We start from the raw sequence: 12,153 nt of genomic DNA, 5'->3' as shown, positions 1-12,153 counted from the left end.
GGAGAATGGCCGCCGCGGCCTCGCCGCACCGTGTCCGTCCGTCCCCGATCCGCCGCAGCACCCCGAGGAGCACACCAGCCCATGGCGCGTCGCCCCGCGAGCCCCGACCTGCCGCCCGAGGACCTCGTCGAGCGGATCGTCGACGTCGACGTCACGACGGAGATGGAGGGGTCGTTCCTCGAGTACGCGTACTCGGTCATCTACTCGCGGGCGCTGCCCGACGCACGTGACGGGCTCAAGCCCGTGCAGCGCCGGATCATCTACCAGATGGCCGACATGGGCCTGCGCCCCGATCGCCCGTACGTGAAGTCGGCGCGCGTCGTCGGCGAGGTGATGGGCAAGCTGCACCCGCACGGCGACTCGGCGATCTACGACGCGATGGTGCGCCTCGCGCAGCCGTTCTCGCTGCGGCTGCCGCTGGTCGACGGGCACGGCAACTTCGGCTCGCTCGACGACGGCCCCGCGGCCTCGCGCTACACCGAGGCGCGCATGGCTCCCGCGGCGGTCGCGATGACGCAGGGTCTCGACGAGGACGTCGTCGACTTCGTCCCCAACTACGACAACAAGCTCCAGCAGCCGGGCGTGCTGCCCGCGGCGATCCCGAACCTGCTGGTCAACGGCGCGACCGGCATCGCCGTGGGCATGGCCACCAACATGGCGCCGCACAACCTCGTCGAGGTCGTCGCGGCTGCGCGGCACCTGGTGGCGCACCCGGACGCGACGCTCGAGGACCTCATGCGGTTCGTGCCCGGGCCCGACCTGCCGACGGGCGGCAAGATCGTCGGCCTCGACGGGGTGCGCGACGCGTACCGCACGGGCCGCGGCGCCTTCCGGACCCGCGCGACGGCGCGGGTGGAGAACGTCACGCCGCGCCGCAAGGGCATCGTCGTCACCGAGCTGCCGTACACGGTCGGCCCGGAGAAGGTCATCGAGAAGATCAAGGAGGGCGTGCAGTCCAAGAAGCTCTCCGGGATCTCCGACGTCGTCGACCTCACCGACCGCCAGCACGGGCTGCGGCTCGTCATCGAGGTCAAGACGGGCTTCCACCCGGAGGCCGTGCTCGAGCAGCTGTACCGGCACACGCCGCTCGAGGACTCGTTCTCCGTGAACAACGTCGCGCTCGTCGACGGTCAGCCCCGCACGCTCGGTCTGGTCGACCTGCTGCGCGTGTGGGTGGACCACCGCCTCGAGGTGGTGCGCCGCCGCACGTCGTACCGCCTGACGAAGCGGCAGGAGCGCCTGCACCTCGTCGAGGGCCTGCTGATCGCGATCCTCGACATCGATGAGGTCATCCAGGTCATCCGCACGTCCGACGACGCCGACACCGCTCGGGGGCGTCTGCGGTCCGTGTTCGACCTCTCGGAGCCGCAGGCGGAGTACATCCTCGAGCTGCGGCTGCGCCGCCTCACCCGGTTCTCGCGCATCGAGCTCGAGCGCGAGCGCGACGAGCTGACCGACGAGATCGCGCGCCTGCAGGCCATCCTCGCGGACGACGGGCTGCTGCGGACGGTCACGTCCGACGAGATGGCCGAGGTCGCGGCGACGTACGGCACCCCGCGGCGCACGGTGCTGCTGGAGCACGCGGGCGGTGCGGGCCTGGCCGGCGCGGCCGGCGCGCCGACGTCCTCGAAGGGCGCCGCCGCTCCCCTGGAGATCCCCGACACACCGTGCTGGGCGCTCCTGTCAGCGACCGGGCTGCTCGCGCGCACCGGTGAGGACGTCGAGCCCGTGCGCGGCGACGGCACGGTCCGCAGCCGGCACGACGTGGTCGCGTCCGCGGTGTCGACGACCGCGCGCGCCGACATCGGCGCGCTGACCTCGGCCGGGCGCGTCGTGCGGCTGTCGGTCCTCGAGCTGCCCTCGCTGCCGCCGACGGACGGCCCACCGTCACTGTCCGGCGGACTGCCGGTGGGCGAGGCGGTGACCCTGGAGAAGGGCGAGAGCGTCGTGGCGCTCGTCCCGTTGGGGGACGACGCTCCCCCGCTGGCGCTCGGGACCGCGCAGGGTGTCGTCAAGCGCGTCGCGGCCGGGGACGTGCCGGCCAACCGCGACGCGTGGGAGGCGATCAGCCTCAAGGACGGCGACCAGGTCGTCGGTGCGGCGCTCGCGCGTGACGAGGACGAGCTGGTGCTCGTGTCGTCGGACTCCTCGCTCCTCCACTTCCCCGGCGCGCAGGTGCGGCCGCAGGGGCGGTCCGCGGGCGGCATGGCCGGCATCAAGCTGGCCGCCGGTGCGCGCGTCGTCGCGTTCGGGGTGGTGCGCGCGGGCGAGGACGCGGTCGTCGTGACGGTCTCCGGCTCGTCGTCGGCGCTGCCGGGCACCCAGACGGGCGCCGCGAAGGTCACGCCCTTCAGCGCGTACCCCGGCAAGGGCCGCGCGACGGGCGGCGTGCGCTCGCACCGGTTCCTCAAGGGCGAGGACGCGCTGATCCTGGCCCACGTGGGCGCGTCCCCGGCGCGCGCGACGGGGGCGGGCGGTCAGCCGGTCGAGCTGCCGCAGGTCGACGAGCGGCGCGACGGGTCGGGCGTGCCGCTCGGAGCACCGGTGCACGCGATCGGCTGACGCCGGCCGTCCGGCCGGTGCGGGCCACGTGGTGCCGCAGCGTCTACCGTGGAGCCGTGGCTGCCGCGCTCGACCTGCCCCGCTCCGTCCTGCTGGCGCTGTGGCTCGCGCTGCCCGGCGACACCGACAGGCTCGTCGCGGCCGTCCAGGCGGACGACGAGCCGCACCGGGTCGACGCGGAGGGCGAGGAGCTGACCCTGCGGGAGTGGGTGCGCTGGCTGGGTGCTCCCGTCGACGAGGTGGCGGCCGTGCTGCCCGTGCCGGGCGAGCCCGTCGCGGCACCGCCCCCGGTCTCGCACGACGCCGTCGAGGCCGGTGAGTGCGTGCTGCTGCGCGCCGGCGCCCGCACGCTCGCGGCCGTGCCGCACGTCGAGCGGTTCGGCTCGGAGCTCGAGCCGGGGCACCTCGTGACGTGGCGCGCCGCGCCCGTCCCGGACTGGCGCACGGCCGCGTGGGCGCAGGTCGGCACGCTCGAGGAGGCCGAGCGCGGACTGCGCCAGGGCCTGCTCACCGCCACCGAGGCGCTGGTGTCCCTGGGTGTCGAGCGCTGGCGCCCCGACGCGGCCGACGCGATCGCGGACGTCCGCGACGGCGCGCTGCCCGAGCGGCGCCTGCCCCGCGGCGTCGAGGGCCAGCGGCTGCGCGTGCTGTCGAGCGCCGCCCGTCTGCGCGGCATCGTCGCGCTCGCCACGCAGGACGACGGCGGCGCGGTCAACACGTGGCAGGCCGTCCAGCGGTCCACGGCCCTGCGCGAGGTGGACCGCGGCGCGCGGCGCGCGATGGCCGCGGCCGCGACCTACCTCACGCGGCCCTGACCACCTCACGCTCCCCGGAGCACGCTCCGGTACACCTCGAGGGTGCGCTCGCCGATCGCGTGCCACGAGAAGTGGTCCTCGACGCGCCGCCGCGACGCCTCGCCCCAGCGTGCCGCCCGCTCGGTGTCGGCGACGGCGTCGCGCAGCGCGGCGCCCAGGTCCGCGACGAACGCGTCGGGGTCGACGGGCGTCCCCGTGCCGTCCTGCACCTGGTCGATCGGCACGAGCACCCCGGTGACGCCGTCGTCCACGACCTCCGGGATGCCGCCGGTCGCGGTGCCGACCACGGGCAGGCCCACGGCCATGGCCTCGAGGTTGACGATGCCGAGCGGCTCGTAGACCGACGGGCACGCGAAGACCGTGCCGTGCGCGAGCACCGCGACGAGCTCGTCGCGGGGCAGCATGCGCTCGATCCACACGACCCCGGAGCGGCGGGTGCGCAGCTCCTCGACGAGCCCGGTGACCTCGGCGAGGATCTCGGGGGTGTCGGGGGCGCCGGCGCAGAGCACGACCTGGACGTCGGCGGGCAGCGTCTCGACGGCCCGCAGCAGGTACGGCAGCCCCTTCTGCCGCGTGATCCGCCCGACGAACACCACGGCCGGGCGGTCGGGGTCGATGCCGAGGTCCTGCACGACGCGACGCGCGTGCGCCAGGCCCTCGTCCGACGTCGGCCGCTGCCACCCGTCCAGGTCGATGCCGTTGTGCACGACGTGCACCTTGGCGGGGTCGACCGCCGGGTAGGAGCGCAGGATGTCCTCGCGCATGCCACCGCTGACCGCGATGACGGCGGCGGCCGCCTCGTAGGCGGTGCGCTCGACCCAGGACGACAGCGCGTACCCACCACCGAGCTGCTCGGCCTTCCACGGCCGCAGCGGCTCCAGGCTGTGCGCGGTCAGGACGTGCGGCACGTCGTACAGCAGCGCCGCGAGATGCCCCGCGAGGTTCGCGTACCACGTGTGGGAGTGCACGAGGTCGGTGCCGCCGTCCGCGGTGTCGCGCCCGATGCCGTCGACGATCGCGAGGTCGACCCCCATCGTGGCGAGCGCCGCGTTGGCCCCCGCGAGGCCGCCGGGCACCGCGTACCCGTGCGTGCCGGGCTCGGCGACGGGCTCGTCGAAGCTGTGCACGCGCACGTCGATCAGCTCGCGCAGCACGGCCGTGAGCCCCGCGACGTGGACGCCGGCGCCCCCGTACACGTGGGGTGGGTACTCACGGGTCAGCAGGTCGACGCGCACCGTTGCCTCCAGTCGTGACCGGCCCGCCGCCGGTCGTCTGGCGACACGCTAGCGCCCGATGCGCCGTGCACCGTGCCGGGAGGCCCGTGCGGCCCTAGGTTGGGCACATGCCAGCGCCGCGTGTCCTCGCCATCGTCCTCGCCGGAGGGGAGGGCAAGCGCCTCATGCCGCTCACCGCGCACCGCGCGAAGCCCGCCGTGCCCTTCGGCGGCATCTACCGGCTCGTCGACTTCGCCCTGTCGAACGTCATCAACTCGCACTACCTCCACGTGATCGTGCTGACGCAGTACAAATCGCACTCGCTGGACCGGCACGTGTCGAAGACGTGGCGCATGTCGGCCCTGCTCGGCAACTACGTGGCGGCGGTCCCGGCGCAGCAGCGGGTCGGCAAGCACTGGTACCTGGGCAGCGCGGACGCGATCTACCAGTGCCTCAACATCATCGACGACGAGCGCCCCGACATCGTCGTCGTCGTCGGCGCCGACCACGTCTACCGCATGGACTTCTCCCAGATGGTCGACGCACACATCGAGTCCGGCGCCGAGCTGACCGTCGCGGGCATCCGCCAGCCGATCGACATGGCCGACCAGTTCGGCGTCATCGAGACCGTGCCGGGCGACCCGACGCGCATCGCGGCGTTCCGCGAGAAGCCGTCCGACCCGACGCCGGTGCCGGGCTCGCCGCTGGAGATCCTCGCGTCGATGGGGAACTACGTGGCGAACGCCGACGCGCTCGTCGAGGCGGTGACGGTCGACGCCGAGGACGTGAACTCGCGGCACGACATGGGCGGCGACATCGTCCCGTGGTTCGTCGAGCGCGGCACCGCCGGCGTCTACGACTTCATCCGCAACGACGTCCCGGGCTCGACCGACAGGGACCGCGACTACTGGCGCGACGTCGGGACGATCGACTCGTACTTCGACGCCAACCACGACCTGATCTCCGTCGAGCCCGTCTTCAACCTCTACAACGACGCGTGGCCGCTGTTCACCGGGTACACGGGCCTCCCGCCGGCGAAGTTCGTGCACGCGGGCGCCGGCCGGCTCGGGCACGCGGCGGACTCGATCGTCTCCCCCGGCGTCGTCGTCTCGGGTGCCACCGTGTCGGGGTCGGTGCTGTCCCCCGGCATCCGCCTGCACTCGTGGGCGCAGGTCACGGACTCCGTGCTCATGGACGGCGTGCAGGTCGAGCGGTACGCGCAGATCCACCGCGCGATCCTCGACAAGAACGTCATCGTCCCCGAGCGGGCGCGCATCGGCCTGGACCCCGAGCACGACCGCGCGCGCGGGTTCACGGTCACCGACAGCGGGATCACCGTGGTACCGAAGGGCACGGTCATCACCGACTGACACCCTCCGGTTCGGAGCGGCCGGGCGGTGGGTCGCACGGCATGCGGACGCGTGCGCTCCGCCCGCCGGCGGGCCGCTAGCCTGCGGACGTGCACAACGGTACGGCTGCGACCCGGCTCGTCGTCATGGACGTCGACTCCACGTTCATCACGGGAGAGGTCGTCGAGATGCTCGCCGCCCACGCGGGGTCGGAGGCGCTCGTCACGGGCATCACCGAACGCGCGATGCGCGGCGAGATCGACTTCGCGCAGTCGCTGCACGAGCGCGTCGCGACCCTGGCCGGGCTGCCCGTCGCGGTGTTCGACGACGTGCTGGCCGAGGTCGAGCTGACGCCCGGCGCAGCCGAGCTGGTCACCGAGCTGCAGGACCGGGGCTGGCCGGTGGGCCTGGTGTCGGGCGGCTTCGTCGAGGTCGCCCGGCCGCTCGCGGCGCGGCTCGGCATCACGCGCGTGCACGCCAACCGCCTCGAGGTCCGCGACGGGCGCCTCACCGGACGCGTCGACGGCCCCGTCGTCGACCGCGCGGCGAAGGCGGCGACGCTCGCGGCCTGGGCGGCCGAGCTCGGCCTGCCGATGGAGCGGACGATCGCGATCGGCGACGGCGCGAACGACCTCGACATGCTGGCCGCGGCAGCCACGGGCATCGCGTTCAACGCCAAGCCCGTCGTCGCGCAGGCCGCGGACCACGCCGTCGCCGGCCGCCTCGACGCGGTGCTGGCGCTCGCGCCCTTCGCGGCCTGACGCAGCAGCCGCGGCGCAGGACGTCAGGCGAGCCGCGGCACGTCAGGCCGGGCGCTCGAGGCGCACGAGCCGCAGCGCGGCAGGACCGACCTCGTCCCACGGCCCGTCGTGCTCGAGCACGCTCCACGCCGCGGTGGGGACCCCGCTCCGCACACGCGCGACGACCGCCTCGTCGGACCCCGGTCCGGCGAGCACGCCGGCCGCGTGCGAGACGGTCGGCTCGTGCCCCACGACGAGCACGGTCGTCGCGTCGTCGGGCTGGGACTGCAGGGCGGCGACGAGGTCGCCGGTGGACGCGTCGTAGAGGTCGTCCGTGACGGACACGCTGGGCGCGCCGGCCCCGGCCGCCAGCAGCGCGGTGCGCACGATCTCCCACGTCTGGCGCGTGCGCAGCGCCGACGAGCACAGCACGTGCGTCGGGGCCAGACCGGCGGCCGCGAGCGCCGCGCCCACGGCGGACGCCTGCCGCCGGCCGGGCAGCGCGAGCGGACGTTCGTGGTCGACCACGGCGCCGGCCGGCTCGGCCTTCGCGTGCCGCAGGAGGACGAGGCGGTGCAGTGTCACTCCCCCAGGGTGCCACCCCGCACGGCCGCGGACGCACCGACGGCGGCCGTGCGGGACGTGACGAACGCGACGTCCGGCGTCACAGACCCATGGCGTGGACGCCGCCGTCGACGTGCACGATCTCGCCCGTCGTCGCGGGGAACCAGTCCGACAGCAGGGCGGCGACCGCACGCGCGGTCGGCTCCGGGTCGCTGACGTCCCAGCCGAGCGGCGCACGGTCGGGCCAGCCACCCTCCATCGCCTCGAAGCCGGGGATCGACTTGGCGGCCGTCGTCCGGATGGGACCGGCCGAGACGAGGTTGACCCGGATGCCCTGCGGGCCCAGGTCCCGCGCGAGGTAGCGCGCCGTGGACTCGAAGGCTGCCTTCGCGACACCCATCCAGTCGTAGACGGGCCACGCGTAGCGCGCGTCGAACGTCAGGCCGACGAGGCTCGAGCCGCGCGTCAGCAGCGGCTGCGTCGCGACCGCGAGCGCCTTGAGCGAGTACGCGCTGACGTGCACGGCCGTGGCGACGTCGTCCCACTCGCCGGCGAGGAAGTTGCCGCCCATGACGGACTGCGGCGCGAACCCGATGGAGTGCACGACGCCGTCGAGGTGGTCGGCGTGCTCGCGCACGCGATCCGCGAGCGCGGCCAGATCGTCGGCGTCGGTCACGTCGAGCTCGACGACGGGCGCGGCCTGCGGCAGGCGGCGCGAGATCGCCTGCGTGAGGCGCAGCTGGCGGCCGAACGACGTGAGCACGACGTTCGCGCCCTGCTCCTGCGCGAGCCGCGCGACGTGGAACGCGATCGAGCCGTCGGTCAGGACGCCGGTGACGAGCAGGGTCTTGCCCTCGAGCAGTGCCATGTCCAGGTGCCTTTCGGTCGGGTGGGCCGGGCCGCGGGGCGCCGGCGGTGGTGGTCGAGGGGTCAGTGCCCCATGCCGAGGCCGCCGTCGACGGGCAGCACCGCGCCGGAGACGTACGCGGCGTCGTCGGACGCGAGGAACTGCACGGCCGCGGCGACCTCGTCCGCCTGCCCGAACCGGCCGGCCGGGATCGAGCCGAGGTACGCCTGCTGGCGGTCCTCGGGCAGCGCCTTGGTCATGTCGGTGTCGATGAACCCGGGCGCGACCACGTTCGCGGTGATGCCGCGCGCGCCGAGCTCGCGCGTGATGGAGCGGGCCATGCCGACCAACGCCGACTTGGACGACGCGTAGTTCACCTGGCCGGGCGAGCCGTACATCCCGACGACCGACGAGATGAGCACGACGCGACCGCGGCGCAGGCGGATCATGCCCTTGCTCGCGCGGCGCACGACGCGGAACGCGCCGGTGAGGTTGACGTCGATGACGTCGGCGAAGTCCTCGTCGGTCATCCGCAGCAGCAGCTGGTCGCGCGTGACGCCGGCGTTGGCGACGAGCACCTCCACCGGGCCGTGCGCGACCTCGACCTGCGTGAACGCCGCGTCGACGGACGCGGTGTCGCGCACGTCGCCGATCACCTCGAGCACGCCGTCGGGCGCACCGCCCGAGCGCACGATGGTGGCCACCCTGTCGCCGGCGGCCACGAACCGCTCGGCGATCGCGCGGCCGATGCCGCGGTTGGCACCCGTGACGAGCACGCTGCGCGGGGCGCGGGCGGTCGGGGCGGCGGCGGGGCTGATGTCGGGTGTCGTCGCAGGCACGGGACACGACGCTAGTGGACGGACGGGGCCGCGCCGGGGTGCCGGCCGTGACGAGTTGCGGGTCCGCCGTTGTGGGAGCCCCACAAAGTGTGGGCCCGGCCACCCCGCGGGGCCGGGGCCGCGCAGGGCGCCTACGATCGGGTGGTGAGCACTCGTCGTCGCGGCCGGCCGGCCGAGCCGGAGGTGCACCGCATCACGTCCGCACCGGAGCCGCTGGCGGACGACCTCGCGCGCCGGCAGCGCCGTTACCTGTGGCAGATGGGCATCCGTCTGGTGTGTTTCCTCGCCGCGGGCCTGCTGTGGCCGTACGTCCCGATGGTCGTGTCGCTCGGCCTGGTCGCGGCCGCGGCCGTGCTGCCGTACGTCGCGGTGCTGCTGGCCAACGCCGGCCGCGAGCGGCGGGGCGACACGGACGTGTTCTTCGAGGCGCGCGAGATCGGCTCCGCGCCGCGTCACGACGAGCTGGGAGGTGGCCGGTGACGACGCCTGGGCCGATGCCGACCCCTGACGTGGTCGGCGAGCTCGTGTGCAGCGCGCGCGGCTGCCGCGCCACCCCCGCCTGGGGCGTGCTGTGGAACAACCCCAAGCTGCACACCCCGGAACGCCGCAAGGTGTGGCTCGCCTGCGACGACCATCGCGAGCACCTCGCGGAGTACCTGCGCGTGCGCGACTTCCTGCGTGACGTCGTGCCCGTCGACGAGCTGGAGCGGGCCGAGCCGTGAGCACGCCGCACGTCCCGGCCGCCGACGCGCGCGCCGCGGCCCGGCGCAGGGCGCTCGGGCTGCTGGTCACGGCGGTCGCGGTCGCGGTCGCGTGCACCTTGCTGGGGCGCTGGCAGTGGCAGCGGCACGTCGACCGGGACGCCGCCATCGCCGTGGTCGAGGCCAACTACGCCGCCGCGGTCGTCGACCTCGCGGACGTCGTCGCCGACCCCGACGCGCCGCTGCCGGAGGCGGACGCGTGGCGCTCGGTGCAGGTGCGCGGCCGCTACCTCGCCGATGCGACGGTCCTGCTGCGCAACCGCCCGGTGGACGGCACGCCCGCGTACCACGCGCTCGTCCCCCTGCTGGTCACGGACGCCTCGCCGCGAGCGGAGGACGACCCCGCGGATCCCGGTCGGGTGCTCGTCGTCGACCGCGGCTGGGTGCCGACGGGCGCGGACGGGTCGGTCGACGTCGAGGTGGCGGCGCCGCCCGCCGGCGAGGTGACGGTGACGGTGCGGCTGCGGCCGGGCGAGGCGACGAGCCCGCGGGAGGCCCCGCCGGGCCAGGTGCAGGCCATCGCGCCCGCCCAGGTCCTGGCCGCCGGCGGCGTCGACGCCACCCCGTTCGCCGCGTACGGCGCGCTCGTGCGCGAGGACCCCGCCGCGGCGGAGCCCCTCGGTGCGCTCGCCGCCCCGAGCACCGACCCCGGGTCGCATCTGTCGTACGCGTTCCAGTGGTGGGTGTTCGCGCTCGGCGGCCTCGTCGCGTTCACGGTGGCTGCGCGGCGCGAGTGGAGCTCCACGCCGACCGACGGCCCGGCCGCGCCGCGACCCGCGCGCCCGCGCCGTCCCCCCGGCCGTGACGAGCTCGACGAGGACGCCGAGATCGCCGCGCAGGAGGCGCTCAGGCCAGCGCGATGAGGTCCAGGTAGTCGGCGCTCCACAGGTCCTCGTCGCCGTCGGGCAGCAGCAGGACACGCTCCGGTTCGAGCGCGGCCACCGCCCCCTCGTCGTGGCTCACGAGCACCACGGCACCCTGGTAGCCGCGCAGCGCCGCGAGGATCTCCTCGCGCGACGCCGGGTCGAGGTTGTTCGTGGGCTCGTCCAGCAGCAGCACGTTGGCGCTCGACACGACGAGCGTCGCGAGCGCGAGGCGCGTCTTCTCCCCGCCGGACAGCACACGCGCGGGCTTGTCCGCGTCGTCGCCGGAGAACAGGAACGAGCCGAGCACCGAGCGCACCTGCGTGTCGGTGAGGTCGGGCGCGGCCGTGCGCAGGTTCTCCACGACGGTGCGGGAGAGATCGAGCGTCTCGTGCTCCTGCGCGTAGTAGCCGAGCTTGAGGCCGTGACCGGCCTTGACCTCACCGGTGTCGGGCTCCTGCAGCCCGCCGAGCATGCGCAGCAGCGTCGTCTTGCCGGCACCGTTCAGCCCGAGGACGACGACCTTGCTGCCGCGGTCGATCGCGAGCGAGACGTCGGTGAAGACCTCCTGCGAGCCGTACGACTTCGACAGGCCCTCGGCCGTCAGGGGTGTGCGCCCGCACGCCGCAGGCTCCGGGAACCGCAGCTTGGCGACCTTGTCGTTGACCCGCACGGCCTCCAGGCCGGACAGCATGCGCTCGGCGCGTCGGGCCATGTTCTGCGCCGCGACGGCCTTGGTGGCCTTGGCGCGCATCTTGTCGGCCTGCGCGAGCAGCGTCGCCGCCTTCTTCTCGGCGTTGGCGCGCTCGCGGCGCCGGCGCTTCTCGTCCGTCTCGCGCTGCTGCAGGTACGCGTCCCAGCCCAGGTTGTACAGGTCGAGCTGTGACCGGTTCGCGTCGAGGTGGAAGACCTTGTTGACGGTCGCGCGCAGCAGCTCGACGTCGTGGCTGATGACGACGAACCCGCCGGGGTACGTCTTGAGGTACTCCCGCAGCCAGACGATCGAGTCGGCGTCGAGGTGGTTGGTCGGCTCGTCGAGCAGCAGCGTGTCGGCGCCCGAGAAGAGGATGCGTGCGAGCTCGACGCGGCGGCGCTGCCCGCCCGACAGCGTGCCGAGCTCCTGGCCGAGCACGCGGTCGTCGAGCCCGAGCGCGGCCGTGATGCGGTGCGCCTCGCTCTCGGCGGCGTACCCGCCGGCGGCGGTGAAGCGCGCCTCGAGCCGGGCGTACCGGTCCATCGCCTTGTCCCGGGTCGCGTCGTCGGCCGACGCCATGGCGCCCTCGGTCTCACGCATCGACGCGAGCACGGCGTCCAGGCCGCGGGCCGACAGGACGCGGTTCATCGCGAGCTGCGTGAGGTCCCCCGCGGCCGGGTCCTGCGGCAGGTAGCCCACGTCGCCGCTGCGCGAGATGGTCCCGCCGGTCGGCTGGGTCTCCCCCGCGAGCGTCCTCGTCAGCGTCGTCTTGCCCGCGCCGTTGCGGCCGACGAGGCCGATCCGGTCGCCCGAGGCGATGCGGAACGTCGTCGGCTCCAGCAGGACGCGGGCGCCGACGCGCAGCTCGACGCCCGAAGCGGTGATCACAGGGGGTTCCTCGGTTT

12 protein-coding genes are annotated in these 12,153 nt (G+C 74.5%); 7 read left to right on the top strand and 5 right to left on the bottom strand.

Annotation, left to right across the window (positions count from 1 at the left end):
• The first annotated feature begins 81 nt into the window (after nucleotides 1-81).
• Both CFLA_RS08555 and CFLA_RS08550 read left to right on the top strand, forming a co-directional pair.
• Nucleotides 82-2,562, top strand: coding sequence for a DNA gyrase/topoisomerase IV subunit A (locus tag CFLA_RS08555; RefSeq protein WP_013116924.1), 2,481 nt, complete (start codon nucleotides 82-84; stop codon nucleotides 2,560-2,562).
• Between the two features lie 56 nt (nucleotides 2,563-2,618).
• A complete protein-coding gene (locus CFLA_RS08550; protein ID WP_043598927.1) occupies nucleotides 2,619-3,377 on the top strand; it encodes a hypothetical protein in 759 nt (252 codons plus the stop codon).
• Nucleotides 3,378-3,382: 5 nt separating this feature from the next.
• On the opposite strand, the gene glgA is transcribed toward CFLA_RS08550, so the two are convergent.
• Nucleotides 3,383-4,612, bottom strand: coding sequence for a glycogen synthase (glgA, locus tag CFLA_RS08545; protein WP_013116922.1), 1,230 nt, complete (start codon nucleotides 4,610-4,612; stop codon nucleotides 3,383-3,385).
• A gap of 107 nt (nucleotides 4,613-4,719) precedes the next feature.
• On the opposite strand from glgA, the gene CFLA_RS08540 reads away from it, so the two are divergent.
• Both CFLA_RS08540 and serB read left to right on the top strand, forming a co-directional pair.
• The gene (locus CFLA_RS08540; RefSeq protein ID WP_013116921.1) at nucleotides 4,720-5,961 is read left to right on the top strand and encodes a glucose-1-phosphate adenylyltransferase; all 1,242 of its coding nucleotides are present in this window, start codon (nucleotides 4,720-4,722) and stop codon (nucleotides 5,959-5,961) included.
• Between the two features lie 89 nt (nucleotides 5,962-6,050).
• Nucleotides 6,051-6,701 carry a phosphoserine phosphatase SerB gene (serB, locus tag CFLA_RS08535; protein ID WP_013116920.1) on the top strand — a complete coding sequence of 217 codons (651 nt, stop codon included), beginning with the start codon at nucleotides 6,051-6,053 and terminating at the stop codon, nucleotides 6,699-6,701.
• 42 nt (nucleotides 6,702-6,743) lie between these two features.
• Here the strand turns inward: serB and CFLA_RS08530 are convergent, their stop codons facing one another.
• The 3 genes from CFLA_RS08530 to fabG form a co-directional block, all read right to left on the bottom strand.
• The gene (locus CFLA_RS08530; RefSeq protein ID WP_013116919.1) at nucleotides 6,744-7,265 is read right to left on the bottom strand and encodes a SixA phosphatase family protein; all 522 of its coding nucleotides are present in this window, start codon (nucleotides 7,263-7,265) and stop codon (nucleotides 6,744-6,746) included.
• Nucleotides 7,266-7,344: 79 nt separating this feature from the next.
• Nucleotides 7,345-8,112 (bottom strand): enoyl-ACP reductase FabI, encoded by a 768-nt coding sequence (gene fabI / locus CFLA_RS08525; RefSeq protein WP_013116918.1) that lies wholly within the window; start codon nucleotides 8,110-8,112, stop codon nucleotides 7,345-7,347.
• A gap of 62 nt (nucleotides 8,113-8,174) precedes the next feature.
• A complete protein-coding gene (gene fabG / locus CFLA_RS08520) occupies nucleotides 8,175-8,930 on the bottom strand; it encodes a 3-oxoacyl-ACP reductase FabG (RefSeq protein WP_013116917.1) in 756 nt (251 codons plus the stop codon).
• A gap of 144 nt (nucleotides 8,931-9,074) precedes the next feature.
• Here fabG and CFLA_RS08515 point away from each other — a divergent pair, with 144 nt between their 5' ends.
• From CFLA_RS08515 to CFLA_RS08505, 3 genes are read left to right on the top strand one after another with little or no spacing between them, the layout of a single operon-like run.
• Nucleotides 9,075-9,410 (top strand): DUF3099 domain-containing protein, encoded by a 336-nt coding sequence (locus tag CFLA_RS08515; protein ID WP_052302820.1) that lies wholly within the window; start codon nucleotides 9,075-9,077, stop codon nucleotides 9,408-9,410.
• A gap of 14 nt (nucleotides 9,411-9,424) precedes the next feature.
• Entirely contained in the window at nucleotides 9,425-9,652 is a 228-nt protein-coding gene (locus tag CFLA_RS08510) for a hypothetical protein (RefSeq protein ID WP_043598924.1), read from the top strand.
• On the top strand, nucleotides 9,649-10,554 hold the full coding sequence (locus CFLA_RS08505; protein WP_013116914.1) for an SURF1 family cytochrome oxidase biogenesis protein: 906 nt from the start codon (nucleotides 9,649-9,651) through the stop codon (nucleotides 10,552-10,554). Before CFLA_RS08510 ends, CFLA_RS08505 begins: the two co-directional genes overlap by 4 nt.
• On the opposite strand, the gene abc-f is transcribed toward CFLA_RS08505, so the two are convergent.
• Nucleotides 10,538-12,136: a ribosomal protection-like ABC-F family protein gene (gene abc-f / locus CFLA_RS08500; protein ID WP_013116913.1), complete on the bottom strand. Its 1,599-nt coding sequence runs from the start codon at nucleotides 12,134-12,136 to the stop codon at nucleotides 10,538-10,540. The genes CFLA_RS08505 and abc-f overlap by 17 nt on opposite strands.
• Nucleotides 12,137-12,153: the final 17 nt, after the last annotated feature.

Source organism: Cellulomonas flavigena DSM 20109 (genome assembly GCF_000092865.1).
Classification (GTDB): domain Bacteria; phylum Actinomycetota; class Actinomycetes; order Actinomycetales; family Cellulomonadaceae; genus Cellulomonas; species Cellulomonas flavigena.
Note: the sequence above shows the minus strand (reverse complement) of the source record. Positions and strands in the feature narration are given on the sequence as shown.